Origin of the sequence: Herbaspirillum sp. 1173 (assembly GCF_031455335.1) — a bacterium.
In the GTDB taxonomy this organism is placed as follows: domain Bacteria; phylum Pseudomonadota; class Gammaproteobacteria; order Burkholderiales; family Burkholderiaceae_D; genus Herbaspirillum; species Herbaspirillum huttiense.
Window position 1 is genome coordinate 61,222 of the sequence record NZ_JAVDSP010000007.1, and the last position, 22,362, is coordinate 83,583.

21 protein-coding genes are annotated in these 22,362 nt (G+C 63.4%); 14 read left to right on the forward strand and 7 right to left on the reverse strand.

All coding sequences use genetic code 11. The features are described from left to right. Positions 1–116 precede the first annotated feature (116 nt). Both J2X56_RS20510 and J2X56_RS20515 read left to right on the forward strand, forming a co-directional pair. On the forward strand, positions 117–908 hold the full coding sequence (locus J2X56_RS20510) for an IclR family transcriptional regulator (RefSeq protein ID WP_134135559.1): 792 nt from the start codon (positions 117–119) through the stop codon (positions 906–908). Then, complete coding sequence (locus J2X56_RS20515; protein ID WP_204726101.1) at positions 905–1,819, forward strand: IclR family transcriptional regulator; 915 nt, start codon at positions 905–907, stop codon at positions 1,817–1,819. Before J2X56_RS20510 ends, J2X56_RS20515 begins: the two co-directional genes overlap by 4 nt. On the opposite strand, the gene J2X56_RS20520 is transcribed toward J2X56_RS20515, so the two are convergent. Continuing rightward, positions 1,820–4,801, reverse strand: a complete 2,982-nt coding sequence (locus J2X56_RS20520) for a PAS domain-containing protein (RefSeq protein WP_310162183.1) — start codon at positions 4,799–4,801, stop codon at positions 1,820–1,822. 337 nt (positions 4,802–5,138) lie between these two features. On the opposite strand from J2X56_RS20520, the gene J2X56_RS20525 reads away from it, so the two are divergent. Further along, complete coding sequence (locus J2X56_RS20525; protein WP_310162186.1) at positions 5,139–7,109, forward strand: EAL domain-containing protein; 1,971 nt, start codon at positions 5,139–5,141, stop codon at positions 7,107–7,109. Here the strand turns inward: J2X56_RS20525 and J2X56_RS20530 are convergent. The 3 genes from J2X56_RS20530 to J2X56_RS20540 form a co-directional block, all read right to left on the reverse strand. Then, positions 7,082–7,474: a hypothetical protein gene (locus J2X56_RS20530; RefSeq protein WP_121042883.1), complete on the reverse strand. Its 393-nt coding sequence runs from the start codon at positions 7,472–7,474 to the stop codon at positions 7,082–7,084. The two genes, J2X56_RS20525 and J2X56_RS20530, sit on opposite strands and share 28 nt — an antisense overlap. A gap of 58 nt (positions 7,475–7,532) precedes the next feature. After that, a complete protein-coding gene (locus J2X56_RS20535; RefSeq protein WP_121042885.1) occupies positions 7,533–8,045 on the reverse strand; it encodes a ferritin-like domain-containing protein in 513 nt (170 codons plus the stop codon). 94 nt (positions 8,046–8,139) lie between these two features. After that, a complete protein-coding gene (locus J2X56_RS20540; protein WP_034337736.1) occupies positions 8,140–9,042 on the reverse strand; it encodes a manganese catalase family protein in 903 nt (300 codons plus the stop codon). A 360-nt stretch (positions 9,043–9,402) separates the two neighbouring features. Here J2X56_RS20540 and J2X56_RS20545 point away from each other — a divergent pair, with 360 nt between their 5' ends. From J2X56_RS20545 to J2X56_RS20555, 3 genes are all read left to right on the forward strand, one after another. After that, on the forward strand, positions 9,403–10,365 hold the full coding sequence (locus tag J2X56_RS20545) for a ZIP family metal transporter (protein WP_121042887.1): 963 nt from the start codon (positions 9,403–9,405) through the stop codon (positions 10,363–10,365). 11 nt (positions 10,366–10,376) lie between these two features. Further along, positions 10,377–10,949 (forward strand): hypothetical protein, encoded by a 573-nt coding sequence (locus J2X56_RS20550; protein WP_121042889.1) that lies wholly within the window; start codon positions 10,377–10,379, stop codon positions 10,947–10,949. A gap of 119 nt (positions 10,950–11,068) precedes the next feature. Next, positions 11,069–11,494, forward strand: coding sequence for a DUF4399 domain-containing protein (locus J2X56_RS20555; RefSeq protein ID WP_121042891.1), 426 nt, complete (start codon positions 11,069–11,071; stop codon positions 11,492–11,494). Between the two features lie 101 nt (positions 11,495–11,595). On the opposite strand, the gene J2X56_RS20560 is transcribed toward J2X56_RS20555, so the two are convergent. Beyond that, on the reverse strand, positions 11,596–11,802 hold the full coding sequence (locus J2X56_RS20560) for a KGG domain-containing protein (protein WP_088756453.1): 207 nt from the start codon (positions 11,800–11,802) through the stop codon (positions 11,596–11,598). Positions 11,803–12,233: 431 nt separating this feature from the next. Between J2X56_RS20560 and J2X56_RS20565 the strand changes: the two genes are divergently transcribed. After that, positions 12,234–12,464 (forward strand): hypothetical protein, encoded by a 231-nt coding sequence (locus J2X56_RS20565; protein ID WP_121042893.1) that lies wholly within the window; start codon positions 12,234–12,236, stop codon positions 12,462–12,464. 350 nt (positions 12,465–12,814) lie between these two features. Here the strand turns inward: J2X56_RS20565 and J2X56_RS20570 are convergent, their stop codons facing one another. Further along, the gene (locus J2X56_RS20570) at positions 12,815–13,033 is read right to left on the reverse strand and encodes a hypothetical protein (protein ID WP_209568091.1); all 219 of its coding nucleotides are present in this window, start codon (positions 13,031–13,033) and stop codon (positions 12,815–12,817) included. 330 nt (positions 13,034–13,363) lie between these two features. Here J2X56_RS20570 and J2X56_RS20575 point away from each other — a divergent pair, with 330 nt between their 5' ends. The 4 genes from J2X56_RS20575 (at position 13,364) to J2X56_RS20590 (ending at position 18,534) form a co-directional block, all read left to right on the forward strand. Then, positions 13,364–13,552, forward strand: coding sequence for a hypothetical protein (locus J2X56_RS20575; protein WP_121042897.1), 189 nt, complete (start codon positions 13,364–13,366; stop codon positions 13,550–13,552). 67 nt (positions 13,553–13,619) lie between these two features. After that, positions 13,620–14,780, forward strand: a complete 1,161-nt coding sequence (locus J2X56_RS20580; protein WP_121042899.1) for a zinc-dependent alcohol dehydrogenase — start codon at positions 13,620–13,622, stop codon at positions 14,778–14,780. Positions 14,781–15,156: 376 nt separating this feature from the next. Next, entirely contained in the window at positions 15,157–16,725 is a 1,569-nt protein-coding gene (locus J2X56_RS20585) for a methyl-accepting chemotaxis protein (RefSeq protein WP_310162199.1), read from the forward strand. 3 nt (positions 16,726–16,728) lie between these two features. After that, positions 16,729–18,534 carry a GGDEF and EAL domain-containing protein gene (locus tag J2X56_RS20590; protein WP_310162200.1) on the forward strand — a complete coding sequence of 602 codons (1,806 nt, stop codon included), beginning with the start codon at positions 16,729–16,731 and terminating at the stop codon, positions 18,532–18,534. A 53-nt stretch (positions 18,535–18,587) separates the two neighbouring features. Here J2X56_RS20590 and J2X56_RS20595 read toward each other — a convergent pair whose 3' ends face one another. After that, complete coding sequence (locus J2X56_RS20595) at positions 18,588–19,286, reverse strand: GAF domain-containing protein (protein WP_409025222.1); 699 nt, start codon at positions 19,284–19,286, stop codon at positions 18,588–18,590. A gap of 465 nt (positions 19,287–19,751) precedes the next feature. On the opposite strand from J2X56_RS20595, the gene J2X56_RS20600 reads away from it, so the two are divergent. The 3 genes from J2X56_RS20600 to J2X56_RS20610 all read left to right on the forward strand — a co-directional run bounded on the left by J2X56_RS20600 (position 19,752) and on the right by J2X56_RS20610 (position 22,306). Further along, positions 19,752–19,967, forward strand: a complete 216-nt coding sequence (locus tag J2X56_RS20600) for a hypothetical protein (protein WP_310162201.1) — start codon at positions 19,752–19,754, stop codon at positions 19,965–19,967. A 300-nt stretch (positions 19,968–20,267) separates the two neighbouring features. Then, positions 20,268–21,251 carry a DUF1852 domain-containing protein gene (locus J2X56_RS20605; RefSeq protein WP_121042905.1) on the forward strand — a complete coding sequence of 328 codons (984 nt, stop codon included), beginning with the start codon at positions 20,268–20,270 and terminating at the stop codon, positions 21,249–21,251. Positions 21,252–21,277: 26 nt separating this feature from the next. Further along, positions 21,278–22,306 carry a methionine synthase gene (locus J2X56_RS20610; protein WP_310162202.1) on the forward strand — a complete coding sequence of 343 codons (1,029 nt, stop codon included), beginning with the start codon at positions 21,278–21,280 and terminating at the stop codon, positions 22,304–22,306. Positions 22,307–22,362: the final 56 nt, after the last annotated feature.

A 22,362-nucleotide genomic window follows, 5' to 3' on the forward strand; every position in this document is an offset into this window, starting at 1 on the left:
CGCTGCACGTGAGTTGGATTAAAATCCAGGCTCCCGTGCCATGGGGCAGGAAGCGCGCTGGCGTGACCGTTGTGCCACATTGGCCGCATTGCAAATCGTCAACCTGGAAACATCGGATGAGTGCATCCCCCGTCAAGACACAACGTGGCATCCAGAGCGTGGAAGTGGCCGGGCGTCTGCTGCAGGCGCTGGCAGCAGCGCGCCAGCCCTTGCCGCTGGTGGCGCTGGCAGCTGCCGCCGAGCTGTCCTCGGCACAAGCCCATACCTATCTGGTGAGCCTGCTGCGGCTGGGCCTGATCAAGCGCACCCCCGGCGATGGCCACTACGAACCCGGCCCGCTGGCCTTGCGCCTGGGCATGGCGCGGCTGGCGCAGGAGCCGGCCTATCGGCTGGCCTTGCCGCAGGTGCAGCAGCTGAGCCAGGAGACTGGCCTGAGCGTGGCCATCACGCTGCCTACCCCGGCCGGCCCGACCATCGTGCATTACGCCCATGCCGGCAAACCGCTGCATGTGAACCTGCATGTGGGAACCGTCATGGCCCTGTCGGAAACCGCCACCGGACGCACCTATTGCGCCTTCGTTGCGCCCGCGCACTGGCACGCGTTGTGGGAAGTGCAGCATCCGGGCCAGCCGAAGAGCCGCTTCAGGCAATTTCAGGAAGAACTCGATGGCATCCGCAAGCGGGGCATGGAGCGCGCCGTCGACCTGCCCAGTCCGGGCGTGACCAGTCTGTGCATGCCCTTGCTGGATGGACAGCAGCAGTTGCTGCTGCTGGTCACCGTGATCGGTTCCAGCGGCGTGATCGATGCCGGCTGGCGCGGCACGGTGGCGCGCCAGTTGCGGCTCTGCATCGATGCCATCGCGGCCACGCTGGCCGAGGCTTCGGCAGCCGCAGAGGAGGCGGCATGAAGCGCACCCGTTCCGCAGCCGAACCGGAGGACAACGATCAGGACGGCACCCGCAGCCAGCGTGGCATCCAGTCGCTCGACAGCACCGGTGCCTTGCTCGATGCCTTGCTGCAAGCCGCTCGTCCGCTGCCGTTGGGCGATCTGGCCCGCCTGGCCGGGATGCCGGCGGCCAAGGCCTTTCCGCATCTGGTGAGCCTGCAGAAGATCGGCATGCTGGCGCGCGACGCGCAGGGCAATTTCTTTCCCGGTGCGCTGGCGCTCGACCTCGGATTGGCGGCGCTGCAGCGCCTCTCGCCCTTGCGCGAAGCCGAGGCCGAAGTGGCTACCCTGGTGCAGGCCACCGGCCTGTCAGTCGCGCTGGCGGTGTTTGGTCCGCTGGGACCGACGGTGGTGCGGCTGGAGGAATCGTCACGGCCGCAGCATGTGAGCCTGCGCATCGGTACGGTGCTGTCGATGGTGCACACCGCCATCGGGCGCGTGTGCGCGGCGCACTTGCCGCCGGACATGCTGGCCGGTGCGCTGGCGATGGACCCGATCCGCATGGAAGGGGCCCAGCCCGACAGCGTCAGCCATCCAGACGGCAGCCTGCGGCATGACTACGCCGAGCGCCTGCGGCAGATTCGCACACTGTCCCTGGACCAGGCACTGGGCCGCCCGGTGCCGGGCATCCATACGCTGGCCGCGCCGGTTTTCAATCACGCCGGACAACTGGCGCTGGTGATGGCCGTCATGGGCAGCAGCGGCAGTTTCGATACCGCAGCCGACGGCGTGGTGGCACGCCTGCTGCGGGCGGCGGCGCATAACGTATCGTGGCGCTTGGGTGCGTTTGCACAAGCATCGCCGCAGGCGAGCGGTCAGGGCAATGAGAACGATGAGAACGATGAGAATGGTCCGAGCGATCGCAACGATTAATCATTCATAATTATTTATATTGTTTGGTAATTGCTCGGCCTTGGTGCGGCTTTCCAGGATGTCCTGCACCCGCCGTGCCAGCGTGTCCATCTTGAACGGCTTGGTCATCAACTGCATGCCGGCGGGCAGGTGGCCATTGCCGACGGCGGCGTTTTCCGCATAGCCGGTGATGAAGAGCACCTGCAATCCGGGCCGTGCCGCCCGCGCTGCATCGGCCACCTGGCGGCCATTGAGTCCGCCCGGCAGGCCGACATCGGTGATGAGCAGGTCGATGCGCGCCGCCGAGTGCAGGATGCGCAGCGCCGACGGGCCATCCTCCGCCTGCAGGGTGACGTAGCCGGCCTCGTTGAGCACCTCGGCCACCAGCAGGCGGATCGGGGCTTCGTCGTCCACCACCAGCACCACTTCGCCACTGCCGGCGGCCGCCGGGGCCAGGGCCGGTTCGGCTTCCTCGGTGTCCGCATTCTGCTGGTGGCGGGGCAGGTAGATCGAGACCGTGCTGCCTTGTCCGACTTCCGAATAGAGGCGCACCTGGCCACCGGACTGGCGCGCGAAGCCATAGACCATCGACAGGCCCAGGCCGGTGCCTTCACCGATCGGCTTGGTGGTGAAGAAAGGATCGAAGGCGCGCGCCAGCACATCCGGCGGCATGCCGCTGCCGTTATCGGTCACCGAGACGCAGACATACTGGCCCGCCGGCAAATCGCGCTCCTGCGCCCATTTTTCATCCAGCCACTTGTTGGCAGTCTCGATGGTCAGGCGTCCACCGTCGGGCATGGCATCTCGGGCATTGATGCACAGGTTGAGCAGCGCGCTTTCCAGTTGCGGACCATCGACGAAGGTCGGCCACAGGGAAACGGCCGTGACAACCTCCAGCGTGATGGCCGGGCCGATGGTGCGGCGGATCAGTTCTTCCATGCCGCCGATCAGGGCGTTGACGTTGGTGGGACGCGGATCCAGCGTCTGCCGCCGCGCAAAGGCCAGCAGCCGCTGCGTGAGCGAGGCGGCCCGTTGCGCGCTGCGCGCGGCCAGGTCGATGTAGCGGAACAGCTCGTCGCCGCGTCCCTGGACCAGGCGTACGCGCATCAGGTCGAGGCTGCCGGTGATGCCGCCGAGCAGGTTGTTGAAATCATGCGCGAGTCCGCCGGTCAACTGGCCGATGGCTTCGATCTTCTGCGAGTGGCGCAGCGCCTCCTCGGTAGCCATCAATTCTTTGGTACGGGCGCTGACCTCCGCTTCCAGCGACTCGTTGATTTCGCGCAGGCGCGCTTCGCTGGCCGCCAGCGCCTGCTGGTTGCGGATGCGTTCGAAGGCGGCGCGGGTCTGTTCGCTGACTTCGCGCACGATGGCCAGCTCGTTGTCGGTCCAGGTGCGCGGCACGTTGCTGCTGACATGAACGATGCCGACCAGTTTTTCGTGGTCGAGCAGCGGCACGTCCATGTACGACGCCACTCCGCAGGCCAGATGCTCCTGCCGCAGCGCGGCGGTGCGCGCATCAGTGCCGACGTCAGCGACCAGCATCACGCTGCCGCTGCGCACGGTCTGCGCGACGCGTCGCTCGTCATGCAAGGCCAGGGCGGCGACGGCGCTGTCGTCCTGGTGGAAGCTCCATTGGCCCAGTTCCTCGACCTGCTGCGCAGGCCCCAGCGATTTGTAGCTGACCCAGCGTGCGGTCAGCGCATCGCCGATGATCTGGGCGGCGGCGCTGGCGATGTCGCCCAGGGAGCCGGCCGAGCGAATCGCTTCGGCCAGCCGGAACAGGGCGTGCTGACGCGCCTCGCTGTTCTTGCGCTCGGTCACGTCGCGGGTGGTGCCGGCCACGGCCTCGACCTCGCCGTCAGGCCCGAGCACGGGGAAGATGATGTAGTCATAGATGCGGCGGCCGAAGGTCCCGTTGAAGGGGACGTCGCCCCGCACCGGGCGCTTGGTGGCACGCACCTGTTCGATCTCGCGGCTGTGCATCTCGGCGTGCCAGGGCTCGTAGCCGAGCTCCAGGCAGTTCTTGCCGATGGCTTCATCCCAGGTCTTGCCCCACATCTGCAGCAAGACGCGATTGGCGTAGGTGAAACGGTGATTGAGATCCCACGCATAGGCCAGGTCGGGCGTGGTGGAGAGGAAGGATTCATAGAAGCGCCGTCGTCGTTCGGACTCACGCGTGAGGCAGGCCAGTTCGGCGATGGCTTCCTTCTGCACATGGATGTCGGTGGAGGTGCCGTACCAGTGCAGGATACGCCCGCTCCCGGCCTCCAGCTGCGGTTTGCCGCGCGTGAGGAACCAGCGGTATTGCCCGCGGGCATCAGCGATGCGGTGTTCGATGGCGACTTCCAGGCCGGCGCTGCGTGCGTGTTGCCAGGCCGCCATGGTGTCCGCCCGGTCCTCGGGATGGATGTGGCGCGCGATCATGGTGCCGAGGCTGGCCAGCCCTTCGTGCAGCGCCTCTCCGGTGTACTGGTGCCACTGGTCATTGATGAATTCCAGCACGCCTGCGTCATTGGTGATCCAGACGATCTGGGGAATCGCGCCGGTCATGAGGCGGAAGCGCGTCTCGCTCTCGTGCAGCTTGCGGTCGGCGCGTTGCTGGTGGACCTGCAGGGACTCGCGCCGTCCGGCCCGCAGGCTGACCGCCACGCCCTGCGCCTGCGGCGTGCAGATTACCTCATACGATTGCGTCTGCCCGGCGGGGGTGTAGAGGCACTGGCGGCTCTGGCCATCGGCCAGGGTGGCGCGCAGGGCCTCTTCCAGCAGGCTGCCCGCCAGTGCCGGCCAGACCTGCCACAGCACGGCACCCGCCGTCGCTTCGCCCGACCCCGGCGATGAGCCCAGCAGCGCCCGCGCAGCGTCGTCCGCATACACCACGCGCCAGTGCGCATCGAGCGCAAGATAGGCGGCCGGGTAGCGGGCCGGCGGCGTGGCGGGGAGGAGGGCAACGGCTGATCCGGCGGCAGGCGGCAAGGAATCAGCGCGAGAAAAATGCTCGGACATGGCGGACCTTGATTTCTGTGGTCGCCCGATTGTAGATGAGCCTTTGTGAGGATGCTGTAGGACAAGCGGCTGACTTGCAGGCCGCTGGCTCCGAAAATGCGATCACGCTCTTCCTTGGCGCTGACCCATGGGTGCACGCGGAACGCAGCGTTCCGGCATGCGTGACAAAGTCGCCTCATCGGCCGGAAAGCGGGGTTACATCAGGCTTTTCCTGAGTTTGCCGGGTTCCGCTCCCGCCTATAATCGAAGCCCGGTCGACAAATGGTTGCATCGCTGACGCCGACCCTTGCGGCTCCTTTGGCTGCGGCATACAAGTAGAAAAGGCACAGAGCACAGGATGTCTGCTTCTTCATTGATGAGCATGGTGCGCGCCTACTGGCGCGTCGGCTACGATCAGCCCGAGCTGCTGATCGCGCAGTACCGTGCGTTCTCCGGCAAGATGCCGATGATGTACCTGATCCTGCTGATCAACAGCTGGGCACTGGCACAAACCTATTACCCGCTGGCACCGCACTGGCTGAGCCTGTACTTTCCGGCCATGCTGACGGTGTTGTGCGTGACGCGCCTGATCTTCTGGTGGCGCGGACGGCATGTCGACCCGACGCCCGGCATGGCCGCGGCGGCGCTCAAGCGCACCAATTTCCTGGCAACCCCGATTGCGCTCAGTTTCTCGCTGTGGTCGGTGATGCTGTTTCCCTACGGCGACAGTTATGCCCAGGCCCACGTGGCCTTCTACATGGGCATCACCGTCATCTGCTGTATCTTCTGCCTGATGTACCTGCGCTCGGCGGCGCTGTCGGTGGCGCTGATCGTCAACGGCATCTTCACGGTCTTCTTCCTCAATACGCATATCCCGACCTTCGTGGCGGCAGCGATGAACGTGGTGCTGGTGACCATCGGCATGTTGGCCATCGTCAACAGTCACTACAACGACTTCACGCGGCTCATCGAAGCGCAGGTCAAGACGGCGCTGCTGGGCAACGAGAACCTGCGCCTGGCCAACCTCGACTCGCTCACGCAGATTCCCAATCGCCGCAAGTTCTTCGCCCAGCTCAACGAGATCTGTACCCGCGCCACCGGCAATGGACAGCGCTTTGCCGTGGCCATCCTCGACCTCGACGGCTTCAAGGCCGTCAATGATCTGTATGGCCACACCCATGGCGACCAGTTGCTGGTGGAAGTGGGACAGCGATTGACGGCCGTGTGCCTGGACGAGCGTTTCCACCTGGCACGCCTGGGCGGCGACGAGTTCTCCATCATCATCGATGCCGATCTCAGCAATGCGGTCCTCACCGAATTCGGCGACCGTATCTGCGCCGCGCTGCGCCGGCCTTTCGTACTCTACAAGGCGACGGTGCAGATTGCTGCCTCGGTAGGCGTGGCCACCTTCCCCGACATGGCGGTGGATGCCAGCTCGCTCTATGAGCATGCCGACTATGCCTTGTATCAGGGCAAGCGCGAACGGCGCGGTACCGTCACCTTGTTCTCGGAGCAGGACAAGGCGCAGATCCAGCGCAATGCCAACATCGAGCAGGCCCTGCGACTGGCCGACTTCGATCGCGAACTGTCGGTGTTCTTCCAGCCCATCGTGTGCCTGGATGATTGCCAGCCGATCGCCTTTGAAGCCCTGGCGCGCTGGCACAGCGCCGTCAAGGGCAGCGTGGCGCCGATGGAATTCATTCCCGCTGCCGAACGCATGGGCATCATCAACCAGTTGAGCGTGATCCTGCTGAAGAAGGCGCTGCAGGCTGCGGCGAGCTGGCCGCCCTCGCTCCGGCTGTCGTTCAATCTCTCGGCCAACGACATCAACACCAGCGAAGGCATGGCGCAGATCGTACAGGTCATCAGCTCGTCCGGATTCAATCCCGCGCGGCTGGATCTGGAAATCACGGAGACGGCGGTGCTGCAGGATCTGGAAAAATCGCGCCAGCTGGTCACGACCTTGCGTCAGCTGGGCTGTGGCATCACGCTCGATGACTTCGGCACCGGCTATGCCAGCCTGAGCCACCTGCACGCCTTGCCCCTGACGCGCATCAAGATCGACAAGAGTTTCGTCGCCGACATTGAGCACAATGCGGTCAGCCACAAGATCGTGAAGTCACTGCTCGCACTCACGCATGACATGCAACTGGCCTGTGTGGTGGAGGGGGTGGAAACGCCGGCGCATCTGCAGAGCTTGCGCGGCCTGGGGGCGATGTATGGACAGGGCTACCTGTTTGCGGTGCCGCTGGCGGCGGACCAGGTCCAACCCTGGCTGCAGTCGCGGCAAACGGCCATGCTTCAGTCCGGCCTGCCCTTGCGCGGCTGACGCGCGGCATCGAACGCCGTGCTGCTGGCACCATAGACTTCCTGCAGGGCATTGAGCATGTGCGGGTCGCGCGTGCTCACCAGCAGCAGTGCTTCGCAGGACCAGAACACATCTTGCCGGCCCGCTCCCACGTTGGGATCATCGCGGCTGCCCAGCATGTCCATCCAGCTGCTGTCGAAGTGCACATCGGTTTCCTTGTATTCCAGGATGAAGTTGCCGCTGGACGGACCGGCCTCGTCATCCATCACGCGCAATTCCAGTTGCTCCGCTGTCAACCCGCGTTCGCGCAAGGCGTCGTAGGCGCGCTGGGCACTGTCCAGCGTGGGGAAGGGAAAGGCTGCCACGGTCGGTTCCTGCGTCGTCATCGAAATCTCCTCGCAATACTGTCGCAGTTCCGGATGCGGATGGACCGCATCCGACGCACTACACCTTCGCCTTCTGGCCCGGTGTGGCCGAGCGCACGAGGAAGTCGTGCGTGACCGTGGGCAGGTGGTTCAGCATCCAGGTGCTCATGGATTTTTCCTGTTCCAGGATGCCTTCGCAGACACGTTCGGTTTCGCTGTCCTCTGCCTCGCGTGCAGCGGCAATCAGCGAGGTGTAGCAGGCGATCTCCAGGTTCTCGAAGACATAACCGGCAATCGCCCCTTTGACCACTTCGTCGTGCTGGGTCATGCCGCCGGCCGCCTGGGCGAAGGCGGTCATGCGGCCGGCCAGGTCCTTGAAGACGGAGGCACTGCCGTTGAGCCGCTTGATGCAGCCCTCCACCAGCGCCTGCTGGCCCAGCGTTTCCTGCAGGTGCGATTCCAGCCGTGCCTTCAGTTCGGGATAGTGATCGATGCGGCTGGCCTGGGCCTTGAGCATGTGCTCGGCCTGCTGTTCCATCGCATGGGCATCCTTGAGCCAGGCGAGCAGATTTTCGTTGACGTCGGTGGTCATGGCATTCTCCTTGTCAGGTTCGGTGACGAGGTGGTGCCTTGCCGATGACAAGGCACCACCGTGGATACGCCCGGGGTCAGGGCAATCAGGGTGCTCAGGGCTTCTTGGCCTTGAGGTTCATCTCTGGATCGGCCGAGCCAATCTCGGCGCCGGTCAGCGGCTCACCATCCTGAGCCGATGCGGTACGCGCCGCCATCTGGTCCAGCATGGCCTGTTCCTCTGCATTGAGCTCGACCGTGGCCTGGCCATCGCCGCCGTCGACCGGGGTCAGTGCGTCGGCACCGTCCAGGCGTTCCCACTGTTTGCCGTCATTCCACGGTCCGGTCTGTTCACCCAGTCCTTGTGAGAGATTGACGTAGACCTTGGAGAAGCGCGGATCGCCAGGCAGCTTTCCCGGCGGGAAATTGGGGCGGATGGAATAGAGCGCCTTTTCAAACGATTTCTGGTGCGCGATCTCGCGCGTCATCAGGAAGCCCAGCGCTTCCTTCACGCCCGGGTCATCGGTGAGGTTGATGAGCCGTTCGTAGACGATCTTGGCGCGTGCCTCGGCGGCGATGTTGGAACGCAGGTCGGCGGTGGGCTCGCCGATGGTGTCGATATAGGCCGCACTCCACGGGACGCCGGCCGAATTGACCAGCGGTGCGCCAGCCCCGTAGAGCACTTGCGTGATGTGGCTGTCGTTGCCGGCGCCAGTGATTTCCTTGTAGAGGATGCCTTCTTCTTCCACGCCTTCGGCCAGCTTGCCCTTGGCTCCCTTGTTGAGCATGACGACGATGTTGCCGATCACTTCCAGGTGGCTCAGTTCTTCGGTGGCGATGTCGAACAGCATGTCCTTGCGGCCGGGATCGTCCTCGGCAATGGCCTGGGTGAAGTAGCGGCAGGCGGCAGCGAGTTCGCCTTGCGGGCCGCCGAATTGTTCCAGCATCAGATTGGCCAGCCCGGGATTGGGGCCGGCGACGCGTACCGTGTATTGCAGGCGCTTGTTGTGAGCGAACATGTCGGACTCCTTGTTGAGGTCGAGGGATTGAACGGGGAAAGATGCCGGACGCGATTCGCTTCGCCACGTGGCGTTGAAGCGATACGTTCAACAGAGCCTTCATGCTAGGAGGCGAGTGCTCAGCCATACCATCGGCGGGAGCGGAAAACTTCCGGTGCGCGGTAACGATGAAACGTGTCGGAGATCCTTAGCGCGGCAGCAGCCGCCGTCGGACGACCACAGGTCCGACATTCAGTGTTAGTCCGATGGAAGCCGCGGCGGAGCGTCGCTAGACTCGGAGACTTTCATCCTCCTCCGTGACTGTCATCATTCCGCACGGAGGACAGGCTCAAGCACAGCACACAAGCAAGCAAGGACAACATGCTCAAGAAAGTCGAGCCCTCCGTGACCACACTGACGCACCTGGCACCGCTGGAGCCGGCCGCTGCCACCGCCACCTCCTCTGCCTCTTCCACCGAAGTTGCAGGGGCGGCCGAGCAGCCTGCCGCGATCCGCTTGAGCTGGCCGATGGTGGCCGGCGGCGTGCTGCTGCTGGCGGCGCTCATCGGCTGGTGGAGCGCGCAGGATGAACGCATCTGGCGCGCCTATTGCGGCGGCATGGCCGCTGCCGCAGCGACGGCAGCGGGCACCCTGCCGCTGTTCTTCTCGCGTCGCTTCTCGCCGCGCATGGCCGATTGCTGCACCGGATTCGGTGCCGGCGTGATGCTGGCGGCCTCGGTGTTCTCGCTCATCCTGCCCGCCCTGAACAGCCTGCAGGAAGCCGGGACCGGCAAGCAGATGGCCAGTCTCATCGCCGGTGCCAGCGTACTGTGTGGCGCGCTGCTGGTACTGGCCTTGCAGCGCGCCGGACAGGGCCATGATGATCTCGCGCGCCAGGCAGCCTTGCGCCGTGTCTGGCTGTTCGTGCTCACGGTCGGGCTGCACAACCTGCCTGAAGGATTGGCGGTCGGCGTGGCGTATGGCGGCGTGGCACCCGAGCAGGCCTCGGTGCTGACCTTCGGCATCGCGTTGCAGGACATCCCGGAAGGCATGATTGTGGCCACCGCCTTGCGCGGGATCGGTTATTCCCGCGTCGATGCGATCGGCTGCGGCATCCTCTCCGGACTGGTTGAGCCGCTGGCTGCGGTGGCAGGTGCGGGGCTGGTATCGCTCTCGGCAGCGATGCTGCCGTGGGCGCTGGGTGGGGCGGCCGGTGCCATGCTGTTCGTGCTGGCGCATGAGGTGATTCCCGATCCGCACCGGCGACGCGACGCATTGGCGGCGTCCTGCTGCCTCATCATCGGCTTCGTGCTGATGATGGTGATGGACACGGCCTTGTCATGAGGAATGCGATCATGAAGGACCTCACTGTTGCCGAACCGGACTTCGCCCCTGGGTCACTCACCTACGTGGAACTCTGGCGCGGTGCCGAAGTGCTCATCAGGAAAGCGGGCGAAGAGCAGTCCGGTTCGCGCTGGGTCTATCTGTCGGTACTGATGATGCTGTCGTTCTGCCTGGAAGCCTATCTCAACCATGCCGGACCCTTGTTGTTCGGTGCCGGCTGGAACGAAGGCCGGCAGGCGCATGGCACGCAGGACGCCCGGAGCAAGCTGCTGCTGATCTGCGCCGCCTGCGGCGTGGAACTGGAGCCACCCCGCAAGTACCGCACCGTGGCGCTGACCTTGCTGGAACTGCGTCACAGCCTGGGCCAGGCAACACAGGTACGGCTGCCGCCGCCGGGCATATCGACGGCGCGCCGTTCGCTCTCCGCCATGGCAGGCGACCCGGACGAGCTGGCCCTCGACCCGGCATGGAGCCCGTATTGCGAGCGCAGTGTGGTGCTCGATTACCGCGCCCAGTTGCGCAGCCTGCTGGCCAAGCTGCATGCACGGCTGCCGCCCGAGGAGCGCAGCCCCTTGTCCATCTGAAGACGTGCGCAAAGGATGAGCGCAGCCGGATTGCTGTGACCCGCTTCCGCGCGCTGTTCACGCCATATGCACCCCATGTGCACGTCATTCCTCTTCTTTCATCTCACCAGGAGCCCACCATGCTGAACCCCGTTTTCCGACGTACCCTGTTGACCGCCACTTGCGGCAGCCTGCTGATGCTGGCCTTGCAGGCCGCACCCGCCCGAGCGGATGAGCCTACGCTCAGCATCCTCGAACCCAAGACCGGGCAGACCGTGACCAGTCCCTTCCGGGTTCGTCTGGCGGCGCATTCCATGACCACCCGGCCGGCGGGCAAGGTGGTGGAGGGCACCGGGCATCATCACCTGCTCATCAATCACGGTGCCGTGGGGAAGGGCGAAGTCATTCCGCACGACGAGACCCATATCCACCTTGATGACGGGCAGACCGAAACGATGGTGTCGCTTCCTCCCGGCAAGTACAAGCTGACGGCCCAGTTCGCCGACGGCGAGCACCGCTCCTATGGCCACATGATGGCGCACGGGATCAACATCACGGTCAAGTAGTCGTCACGCGAACAACGGGCCGGTCCCTTCAAGAAGGACGGGCCCGTCTCCGCATGGCAAAAAGGGCCCCGCAGGGCCCTCTGTCTGCAGCAACGCACCGCTTAGCGGTTGTTGCCTTGATTGCCACCGCCGTGGCTGTTCTGGCCGCCCTTGCGGCCGGCTTCACGCGCTTCTTCAGAGCTGAACTCGTGCGCGCTGCCCTTTTCGTGGGCGGCCTTGCCGCCCTGGCTGGCGATCTCGCGCTGCTTGTTTTCGTCCATCGAAGCGAAGCCGCGGTTGCTGGTCGAGCCTTGGTTCTGGTTTGCCATGATGTATCTCCTTGTGTCATGAGGGGTGGAAAATTCCGCAGGGCTTTGTCTTCCCTACGAGTCCTCATCTTAGGCAGCCGGCCCTTGACGTGATATCGGTCTCTTTCCCGATCAGGGGGCGGTGCGTGCTGTCAGTCTTGCCAGCATCACTGAAGAAGAGCCTTTGCTCTGGCATTGGCGCGGCGGCTCGCAGCACGGCAGCAGAGAACGCAGAGGTATCGCACCTATCTATCGAAACGATGAATGGATGCCGCCGCATCTCTTGCATCGATCAATCTGCCATCGTGTGCCTGGAGGCGGGGGAGGCGAGCCCCGGAACCAACACGGGGCAAATCACTCAATGGCTTGTTCAATGCATCGCATGTGCATGGCCGGGCTGGAACGTCGCCCGTCGGACGCTCTGCCATACCGGCAAAAAACAGGATTCCATCATGAAGAAGAAACAAGCGCTGATCGAGGGAGTGAACCGTCTCAAGGCCTCGCACGAGCAGGCGGCAGCAATCCTGCAGGGCATCGTGCATGAAGTGGTGCGGGTCAGCAAGAGTGGGGAGGGTGTACCCGAGCGGCGCAACTTCCGCCGCTATCGCCGGGCCATCAAGGAGTTGAAACTGCAGTGCCTGCAGGTGGAGATGGTGCTGGCCGAGTTCGACCGTGAGGATTGATCTCTAGGGCCTGCTCCCATTCAATCTGCGAGTGCGAGAGGTCGCCAAGCGTTGACTGCCTAGGCGCGGCGACGCGCCGTGGTGGTGCCACGGCAAGGAGCTGCAACAACGGCAGGCGACGCTTGGCGGCCTCTCCCGGAGGGTTGCCCCCAGAAGGCGCGCTGGCCGCGTTGCACGTCAGGGCTGGTGGCACCACCACCAGCCCTGACGCGCGCCTTGCCAACACGCCTTCTGGGGGCAACGCATCTCGCAGATTGAATGGGAACAGGCCCTAGTGTCGATCAGATGAGCTTCATTGATCTGTCGGCTGGCTCAATCTCCCTCCCTTGGGGAGAGAGACGGGGCACTTCTTAAAGCTGCGGGCTGTTCTCCCGCATGTCCTGCTCCGAATAATTGTCGCCTTCCGGCTTGTTGCGGGAGGCAGCCTTGTCGCTGTCGCCCGGTGCGGTCTGCTCGCCACGGTCCAGCATGTCGCGCTCATTGGTACCGCTGCGCGGGTTGTTGGCCTGCAGGTCTTGCGGGCCGGAGGTATCGGTGGGGTGGGTATGCTTGTTCAGTGCGTCGGTCATGGCGGTCTCCTTGTGCATGGATGGATGCACTGCGCGCTCGCTCGTCAGGGAGGCGGGTGCAGTACGGAAGGCGTTGAGGATGCTACTGCGGAGAGCGCGCCGTGTATGTCGGCCGGTGCCGCGCGTGCAGGCCACCTTCGCTGACAGCGATGCAGGAGGTGCGGCAGCCGGGACTTCGTTTCTGCCGGCTGCGGGCGCGCTCATCAAGCCGCGCTGACGCGTCCGACAGCCGCTACCCACAAGGCTAGGCGTGGCGCGCTGATGGTCGTGCGGGGCGGGGGTGGTTAGTGTGATCTCTCCGTCGTTTTTCTTTCCACCCAGGAGATCCGCATGGCCATCGAATCCAAACTGCCTTCCCGTGAAAATCCGTCGCCCGCCCAATCCAGTGGCGAGGCCACCAACCGTCCCGCTCGCAGCGATCACGTCGAGGCGCGTGAAACGAGTACCGATAACGCCAACAAGGAAATCGCCAAGCCCGAGTTCGACATCGTGCAGGACGATGCCCGCGCGCCGCGCTGACGCATCCGCGTTGTCGATTACCCGGCGCGTCCCGCGCCGCCCGTGACCAGCTCATCAAGGAAAACCCATGCGCGCACTGCTCTACCATTCCGCCCATGACGTGCGGGTCGAGTCCGTTCCCGATCCCATCATTCAGGAGGCCGACGACATCATCCTGAAAGTCACGGCCACCGCCATCTGCGGCTCCGATCTGCACCTGTATCGTGGCAAGATTCCCGCCACCAAGGCCGGCGACATCCTCGGCCATGAATTCATGGGCGTGGTGGTCGAGACCGGCCCCGGCGTCAAGCGCCTCAAAAAGGGCGACCGCGTGGTGGTGCCCTTCGTCATCGCCTGCGGCCAGTGCTTCTTCTGCGATCAGCACCTGTATGCCGCCTGCGAAACCACCAACCCTGACCGCGGTGCCATCATGAATGGCAAGGGCATCCGTTCAGGCGCAGCCATGTTCGGCTACAGCCACCTGTATGGCGGCATGCCCGGCGGGCAGGCGGAGTATGTACGGGTGCCCAAGGCCGATGTCGGTCCCATCCGCATCGACTCGCCGCTGGCCGATGAGCAGGTACTGTTCCTGAGCGACATTCTCCCGACCGGCTATCAGGCGGTGAAGAACGCCGGTGTGCGTGAGGGCTCCAGCGTGGCCATCTACGGTGCGGGTCCGGTTGGCCAGATGGCGGCTGCCTGTGCGCGCATGCTCGGGGCGGAAAAGATTTTCATCGTCGATCACCACGATTACCGGCTGCGCTTCGCAGCGGAGCAATACAAGGCCATCCCGATCAATTTCGACCACACCGATCCCGGCGAGACCATCATCGCCAACACCGCAGGCCGGGGTGTGGATGCGGTGATCGATGCCGTCGGGTTCGAGGCCAAGGGCAGCGTGCTGGAGACAGCAATGACCAACCTCAAGCTCGAAGGCAGCAGCGGCCAGGCGCTGCGCCATTGCATCGCCTCGGTGCGGCGCGGCGGGACGCTGAGCGTGCCGGGCGTGTATGCCGGGTTCATCCACGGTTTCCTGTTCGGCGATATCTTCGAGAAGGGCTTGACCATCAAGACCGGCCAGACCCACGTGCAGCACTACATGCCCGAACTGCTGGCCAGCATCGAGGATGGCTGGCTCCGTCCGGAGGCGATCATCACGCATCGCCTGCCCTTGGAGGAGGCGGCCGAGGGCTATCGCATCTTCAATGAAAAGCGCGAGGAGTGCCGCAAGGTGGTGCTTACTGCGTGATGGAATCAGCGCGGTGGCATCATCGCGAGCGACCGGGTTGTCCGGTCGCTTTTTTTCGTGGCCGGTTCCTTTAGCTCATTTTTCTCCTCACCTCTCGTGTGCCATCCGGAACGCCCCGTTCCGCCTGCACCGCCTATCCCTTCTCGTCGGGCCAGCGTCTGGCATGCTCTACCCCGCCCCAAACTCGCATTTACACAACAAAATGACTCACGACGTGATGTAAATACGACAATACCGCAATTTTCATTTGCTGGTAAGACCTTTGTGTGCGTAAATACTGCAAAAATTATGAAATATGCGACCGAAAGTTCGGGATGTTTCGTGATTATTTGCATATTTTTTATATTTGCGTCGCAGACGCTAGTCGGGGAAGCAGATGAAGGTTTTGTCAAACATGAAGATCGGCGCAAAGCTGAGCTTGGGGTTCGCCAGTTTGCTGGTGATGATGCTGGTGCTGGTTGGGGTGGCCATGGTCGGCATCAATGGATTGCGCTCCTCCGTCGAGCGCGCCAATGAAGTCCAGAACGATAGCCTGGCGCCGCTCTACGTGGCGCGCGAAGCGCTGGACCAGACCGGCATCGCGGCGCGCAATGCCTATGTCTTTCTCAGCGATGCCGATGCGCAGACCGAACTGAAGATCGTCGATGAACAAAAGGCGCTGTATCTCGCCGAACTGCAGAAGCTGGAAACGCGACTGGCCGGCAACCCGCATTTCGCCCCGGTACGCACAGGGCTGCTGCAGATGGCCGATGAACTCAAGCGTCCGCGCCAGTATCGCGAGAGCGGAGCGATGGAGGCCTATCGCAGTTTCCTGGTCAATGATTGCAGCCCCTTGCGGCGCAAGATCGTGGCCGACATCAACCAGCTCATCGCCGATATCGCTGGCCAGAGCACGGCAGCGGGCGAGCAGTCGGAGCGCTCCGCCACCCATGCCCTGAAGTTCATCGCTACGCTGGCCGTGGTGGCGATCCTGATCGCGGTGGCCGTCGCCGTCCTCATCACGCGCGGTCTGCTGCGCCAGCTCGGTGGCGAGCCGGCCTATGCCATGGAGATCGCGCAGCGCATTGCGCATGGCGACCTGGCGGTGGAAGTGGCCACGCGCCCCAACGATAAGAGCAGCCTGCTGCACGCCTTGCGCATGATGCGCGACAGCCTCGCCGCCATCGTCGGCGAAGTCCGGCAGGGGACCGATGCCATCGAACGCGCGTCCACCGAAATCGTCTCCGGCAATGTGGACCTGTCCGGACGCACTGAACGACAGGCCAGTTCGCTGGAAGAAACCGCCAGCGCCATGGAACAGATCACCTCGGCCGTACGCCAGAGTGCGGCCAATGCGGAGCAGGCCAATACCCTGGCGGCCTCGGCCTCGGAGATTGCGGTCACGGGCGGCAACATGATGGGCGAGGTGGTGGCGACGATGGAAGACATCCGTCAATCCTCGGTCAAGATCGTGGACATCATCAGCGTCATCGATGGCATCGCGTTCCAGACCAACATCCTGGCGCTCAACGCGGCCGTCGAGGCGGCACGTGCCGGTGAAGGCGGACGCGGCTTTGCGGTGGTGGCCTCGGAAGTGCGGACGCTGGCCCAGCGCAGCGCAGCGGCGGCCAAGGAAATCAAGGAACTGATCGGGGCCTCCGTGGCCAAGGTCGAAAGTGGCAGCGGGCGGGTCAAGGGGGCGGGCCAGACCATGGACGAGATCGTCGCCAGCGTGCGCAAGGTGACCGACGTGATCGCCGAGATCAGTCTCTCCAGCCGCGAGCAGAGCGAGGGCATCGAGCAGGTCAACGATGCGATCGGCCACATGGATGAAGCCACCCAGCAGAATTCGGCGCTGGTGGAACAGGCCGCCGCTGCGGCCGAGGCACTCACCTCGCAGGCAGGTGCGCTGGCACGCCTGGTCTCGACCTTCAGGCTGGCACCGGCCGCACGGGTGATGGGCTGATTCGTGTTTTTTGAACCTACCGACTATACGGATTACGCAGTGCGGGCCCGCTTGCCGGACGACGAAAGCACCCGCCTGGCGGCGCTGCAGGGCTATTGCGTGCTCGACACCTTGCCCGACAAATCCTGTGACCAGATCACCGAACTGGCCCGCACGCTCTTCGGCGTGGAGATTGCGCTGGTATCGCTGGTGGATGAAGAGCGGCAATGGTTCAAGTCGCGTGCCGGCCTGCCGGCGCATGAGACGCCGCGCTCGATGTCCTTCTGTGCCCACGCCATCCTGTCCCGCAATGGCCTGGTGGTGCTCGATGCCCGTCGGGATCCGCGCTTTCGCGACAATCCGCTGGTGACGGGTGCGCCGCACATCCGCTTCTATGCGGGTGCGCCGCTGGTGTCGCCGCAGGGGCATGCGCTGGGCACGCTGTGCCTGATCGATCATCGTCCGCGCCAGTATTTCAGTCCGACCGACCAGGACCGGCTGGAGCAGCTCGCGGCCATGGTCATGGAGCGGCTGGAACAGTTGCGCAACCGCGGGTATACCGACCATGTGACGAGTTTGCCCAATCGCGCCCGCTTGATGGAGGTACTGCGCGCACGGGCGCATGCACAGGGCGTTGGCGGCGCCCCCTGTGCGGCGCTGGGAATCGACATCTGTTCGCGTGAATATCTGTTCGATATGGTCAAGGCGCTCGGCTGGGATTATGCCGAGTCCTTCCTGGTGCAGGTCAGCCGTGCGCTGTGCGAGGCGCTGGACGGCCAGCCCGTGTATCGGGTCACGACCACCACCTTCGTCTTTCTTCACGACGGCAGCGCGGCAGAGCGGCAGGAACATATCGCCAACGTGCGTCAGCAGTTCGTGCAGTCACTGGAGATCCACGGCATTCCGCATCAGCTCGACATCGCCATCGGCGTGCTGCCGGCGGTGGACGAGATTGCCGGCAGCGACGTGGTGCGCTCGCTGCTGACGGTGATCGATGTGGGCCGTGAAGAAGGCGTGTGTCCGCGCCAGTTCGAATCGGTGCATGCGGAAAACCAGCGCAATGCCTTCTGGCTGCTCTCGGCCTTGCCGATGGCCTTCACGGCCGCCGATGAACTGAGCCTGCATTACCAGCCCAAGGTGCGCCTGCGCGACGGCAGCTGCGTCGGGGTGGAGGCGCTGATCCGCTGGCAGCACCCGGTGCTGGGGCATATTTCTCCTGCGGTGTTCATCGCGCTGGCGGAGAAGACGGCGCAGATTCGCCAGATCACGGCCTGGGTGGTGCGCCATGCGGTGGCACAGGCGGCGCAATGGCATGCGCGCGGACTGGTGGTGCCGATTGCGATCAATACTTCGGCGCGCGATTTCGAGTCCGACGAGCTCTTGCGCCTGCTGGCGTCGCAACTGAAACAGCATGCGGTGCCGCCGGGCCTGATCGAGATCGAATTCACCGAGAGCGCCATGGCCAGCAATCCCGAGGTGGTGCGCCAGTGCGTGCAGGCCATTCGTGAACTGGGCGTGCAGGTCGCCATCGATGATTTCGGCAGCGGCTTCAGCAACCTGTCCTACCTCAAGAGCATTCCGGCCGACATCATGAAGATCGACCGCTCCTTCATCCGCAGCCTGGCCGAGGATGAGGCCGACCAGGTGATCGTGCCGTCCATCATCCATCTGGCGCACCAGCTGGGGTTCAGCGTGGTGGCCGAAGGCGTGGAGAGCGAGCGCACCGCCCGGATCCTGCATCACCTCGGCTGTGACTTCGCGCAGGGTTACGCGATCGCACGGCCGATGCCGGCGGAGGAACTGGAAGAATGGCTGGGGATGGTGCAATGAGCAGCGCCTGGGGCCGGGACTTGTGTGCTGACGCCCGCGCGCTGCTCGGGGGATTACTGCCGGTTCGCTTCCAGCAGTTGCAGCGACAGGATGTCGGTGGCCAGCGCGGCCAGTTCTTCCAGGGCCTGTCGTTCGTGGGCGCGCAGGATGCGTGGTTCGGTATCGATCACGCACAGCGAGCCAAACGCGCGTCCCTGGTACATCAGGCGGATACCGGCATAGAAGCGGATGTAGGGCGCACCGGTGACCATGGGATTGTTGACGAAGCGCGCGTCCTTGGTGGCGTCGGAGACGGTGAAGATGTCTTCCTGCATCACGGCGTAATTGCAGAAGGCCCACGAGCGCGGCGTGGACGTGATGTTCAGGCCATGTGCCGCCCGGAAGATCTGCAGCTCCGTGGTCAGGAAGGTGACCAGGGCAATGGGTACGTCCAGCAGTTCGCTGGCGAGCCATGTCAGGCGATGAAAGCGGGCCTCGGAATGTGTGTCTTCCATTGTCTGTTCAACAAAGCGCGCACGTTCTGGCTCGTTCGGGCTGACCGGATAAGGAACCTCGATCTGTGGCCCAGCGTGACCGGCAGTGGGCTCGGGTTGTTTCACTTCACGATGGCCGAGCAGGGTCATGACCGAACTCAGCCGGGTACGCCGATGGCCGCCCGGGGTTTTCCAGGAGGCCAGCATGCCGCTTTCCATCCACATCTGGGCGGTCGTGATCGATACCCCCAGCAGACGGGCCGCTTCTCTCGAAGTCATCGCCGGGTCGCCAGGAGGCATCTCCTTGTCATCAGATGGTACTGCTCGACCCATTTGATTGATCCTTGTAAAAGTATAGCTGTGCAGGTGTAGGATTTGTATATTTCACATATTTAATATTTTTTGCGCATGGCAGAAATGCAACGAATCACAGATTCTTTAGTATTTTTCACTTTCTGTGGGATCTGCTATGTGCAAAATATGAAATAAACAGAGATTCATACTGTAGTCAGAGGAGCTTACGTGTTCCTTGTGGTGGCGACATTCTCGCATGGCGGGAACGTGTTGCGCCGCGTCATCTTGGGTGACGTTCATGCCAAGCGGGCATTGTAGTGCCCCTTGCGAAAAGATGTCGGACAAGCGCCAGCCTTCTGTCGGGAAGCTGACCTGCGTCAAGCCTTGGGGGGCTGGCAGGACGGTTGGGAAGGGATGGTAGCAAAGCGTTGGAAAGAGACGGGAAGGATCATGGGCAAGCAAAACGGGATAGTCCCGGCTTCTCATCGGATGAAAATGAATGTGGGCGACCAGACCTACGTGATTGAAAGCCGCACGCTGGGCGGGCTTCACGAGCATCGGCTCTATGCCTATCGGGTGTGGTGCGACGGCGAACTGGTGAAGGATTGGACCGAAGGCAACATGGCCGACTTTTTCGGCCAGTCGCCCACGGCTGGCAAGTCATAGAACGCAACTGCTCCGGCACGCCTTCGGTGCCGGAACGCTGTCCCGCCTTCTCATCCCCCCGAGAAGGTGTTAGCCCTGCTCCGCAAGGAGCGGGGCTTTTTTTTGCCTGTGCGCGCCGCAGCGAAGAATGGTCTATGAGTGAATCTCATTGATCGATGAGATCAAATCATTTTTATTCATGGATGCGGCGACATAGAATCCACCCTGAACATTGACCGCATCGAGTCTGCTGCGCACCCCGCCTTCTACATGGGCGCGCGCCTTGCAGATTCGATTTCCGCAAAGGGGCGCAGACACATCATGAGCAACGACTTCTCATTTGCCATCAAGAGCATCTGTTTCGACGAGGACTATCGTCCCGGCGACAACACGCGCATTACGACCAACTTCGCCAACCTGGCGCGGGGCGCGCAGCGCCGGGAGAACCTGCGCAATACCTTCCGCATGATCAACAACCGCTTCAATGCGCTGGCGCACTGGGACAATCCCAAGGCCGACCGCTACGCAGTGGAGCTGGACATCATCTCCGTGGAAATGGGGATGGCGGGACAGGACACTGCACAGGCGCTGCCGCTGATCGAGGTGCTCAAGACCAACATCGTGGATCACCACACGGGTGAGCGCATTGAGGGCATCGTCGGCAACAATTTTTCTTCCTATGTGCGCGATTATGATTTCAGCGTGGTGCTGCTGGAGCACACGAAGCAGCAGTCCGCCTTCAGCGTCCCCGAGCATTTCGGCGAACTGCATGGCAACCTGTTCAAGCGCTTCGTCGCTTCTCCCGCCTACCGCCAGCACTTCAGCAAGCCACCGGTGATCTGCCTCAGCGTGGCCAGCAGCAAGACCTATGAGCGCACGGAGAACCTGCATCCGGTGCTGGGTGTGGAGTACCTGCAAAACGAAAGCTCGCTGACCGACGCCTACTTCGCCAAGATGGGCCTGACGGTGCGCTACTTCATGCCCCCCGACAGCGCCGCGCCGCTGGCCTTCTACTTCAGCGGCGACCTGCTGCGTGACTACACGAACCTGGAACTGATCGGCACCATCAGCACGATGGAGACCTTCCAGAAGATCTATCGCCCCGAGATCTACAACGCCAATTCCGCGGCCGGCAAGACTTACCGGCCCAGCCTGCAGCATGAGGACTATTCCGTCACACGCATCGTCTATGACCGCGAGGAGCGCAGCCGTCTGGCGGTCCAGCAGGGCCGCTTCGCCGAAGAACATTTCATCAAGCCGTATCGCGCCGTACTCGAACAATGGTCGCGTGCCGGCGCTCATTGAACTCTCCACTTGCAAGGTTCTCCACCGTGAAAAAATTATTGCCCACCTCCACCGCCGGCAGCCTGCCGAAACCCGTCTGGCTGGCCGAGCCCGAGAAACTCTGGTCGCCCTGGAAACTGCAGGGCGATGAACTGCAGGAAGCCAAGCGCGATGCGCTGCGCCTGTCGCTGCAGGAGCAGCAGCATGCCGGCATCGACATCGTCAGTGATGGCGAGCAGACGCGCCAGCATTTCGTGACCACCTTCATCGAGCATCTCGATGGCGTGGATTTTGCAAAGCGCGAGACGGTACGCATCCGCAATCGCTATGACGCCAGCGTGCCCACGGTGGTGGGTGCGGTGTCGCGCCAGAAGCCGGTGTTCGTGGAGGATGCGCGCTTCCTGCGCAGCCAGACCGAGCAGCCGATCAAGTGGGCGCTGCCCGGCCCCATGACGATGATCGACACGCTCTACGACAATCACTACAAGAGCCGCGAAAAACTGGCGTGGGAATTCGCCACGATCCTCAACCAGGAAGCGCGTGAGCTGGAGGCGGCGGGGGTGGACATCATCCAGTTCGATGAGCCGGCCTTCAATGTCTTCTTCGACGAGGTCAACGACTGGGGCGTAGCTGCGCTGGAGCGCGCCATCGAAGGACTCAAGTGCGAGACTGCCGTGCACATCTGCTATGGCTACGGGATCAAGGCCAATACCGACTGGAAGAAGACGCTGGGGTCGGAGTGGCGGCAGTATGAGGAAACGTTCCCCAAGCTGCAGGCATCGAACATCGACATCGTCTCGCTGGAATGCCACAACGCGCGCGTGCCGATGGACCTGATCGAACTGATACGCGGCAAGAAGGTGATGGTCGGTGCCATCGATGTGGCCAATCACGTGATCGAGACGCCGGAGGAAGTGGCGGCGACCTTGCGCCGGGCTTTGCAGTTCGTGGCGGCGGACAAACTGTATCCGAGTACCAATTGCGGGATGGCACCCTTGCCGCGTGAAGTGGCGCGCGGCAAGCTCAGTGCGTTGAGGGCGGGGGCGGAGATGGTGCGCAGGGAGTTGGGGGTCTGATGCCGTTCAAACCAGGTCGCGAAGTGCGGCCCATGGCTGAGGCCGCTTGCTGTTTC

What these genes read in the sequence shown, in the direction of transcription:
- J2X56_RS20555 (WP_121042891.1), top strand. Translation starts at nt 11,069, where the DNA reads ATGCTGAACCCCGTTTTCCGACGTACCCTGTTGACCGCCACTTGCGGC.
- J2X56_RS20520 (WP_310162183.1), bottom strand. Translation starts at nt 4,801, where the DNA reads ATGTCCGAGCATTTTTCTCGCGCTGATTCCTTGCCGCCTGCCGCCGGA.
- J2X56_RS20510 (WP_134135559.1), top strand. Translation starts at nt 117, where the DNA reads ATGAGTGCATCCCCCGTCAAGACACAACGTGGCATCCAGAGCGTGGAA.
- J2X56_RS20515 (WP_204726101.1), top strand. Translation starts at nt 905, where the DNA reads ATGAAGCGCACCCGTTCCGCAGCCGAACCGGAGGACAACGATCAGGAC.
- J2X56_RS20550 (WP_121042889.1), top strand. Translation starts at nt 10,377, where the DNA reads ATGAAGGACCTCACTGTTGCCGAACCGGACTTCGCCCCTGGGTCACTC.
- J2X56_RS20540 (WP_034337736.1), bottom strand. Translation starts at nt 9,042, where the DNA reads ATGTTCGCTCACAACAAGCGCCTGCAATACACGGTACGCGTCGCCGGC.
- J2X56_RS20525 (WP_310162186.1), top strand. Translation starts at nt 5,139, where the DNA reads ATGTCTGCTTCTTCATTGATGAGCATGGTGCGCGCCTACTGGCGCGTC.
- J2X56_RS20575 (WP_121042897.1), top strand. Translation starts at nt 13,364, where the DNA reads ATGGCCATCGAATCCAAACTGCCTTCCCGTGAAAATCCGTCGCCCGCC.
- J2X56_RS20530 (WP_121042883.1), bottom strand. Translation starts at nt 7,474, where the DNA reads ATGACGACGCAGGAACCGACCGTGGCAGCCTTTCCCTTCCCCACGCTG.
- J2X56_RS20585 (WP_310162199.1), top strand. Translation starts at nt 15,157, where the DNA reads ATGAAGGTTTTGTCAAACATGAAGATCGGCGCAAAGCTGAGCTTGGGG.
- J2X56_RS20560 (WP_088756453.1), bottom strand. Translation starts at nt 11,802, where the DNA reads ATGGCAAACCAGAACCAAGGCTCGACCAGCAACCGCGGCTTCGCTTCG.
- J2X56_RS20535 (WP_121042885.1), bottom strand. Translation starts at nt 8,045, where the DNA reads ATGACCACCGACGTCAACGAAAATCTGCTCGCCTGGCTCAAGGATGCC.
- J2X56_RS20580 (WP_121042899.1), top strand. Translation starts at nt 13,620, where the DNA reads ATGCGCGCACTGCTCTACCATTCCGCCCATGACGTGCGGGTCGAGTCC.
- J2X56_RS20605 (WP_121042905.1), top strand. Translation starts at nt 20,268, where the DNA reads ATGAGCAACGACTTCTCATTTGCCATCAAGAGCATCTGTTTCGACGAG.
- J2X56_RS20545 (WP_121042887.1), top strand. Translation starts at nt 9,403, where the DNA reads ATGCTCAAGAAAGTCGAGCCCTCCGTGACCACACTGACGCACCTGGCA.
- J2X56_RS20570 (WP_209568091.1), bottom strand. Translation starts at nt 13,033, where the DNA reads ATGACCGACGCACTGAACAAGCATACCCACCCCACCGATACCTCCGGC.
- J2X56_RS20600 (WP_310162201.1), top strand. Translation starts at nt 19,752, where the DNA reads ATGGGCAAGCAAAACGGGATAGTCCCGGCTTCTCATCGGATGAAAATG.
- J2X56_RS20565 (WP_121042893.1), top strand. Translation starts at nt 12,234, where the DNA reads ATGAAGAAGAAACAAGCGCTGATCGAGGGAGTGAACCGTCTCAAGGCC.
- J2X56_RS20595 (WP_409025222.1), bottom strand. Translation starts at nt 19,286, where the DNA reads ATGACTTCGAGAGAAGCGGCCCGTCTGCTGGGGGTATCGATCACGACC.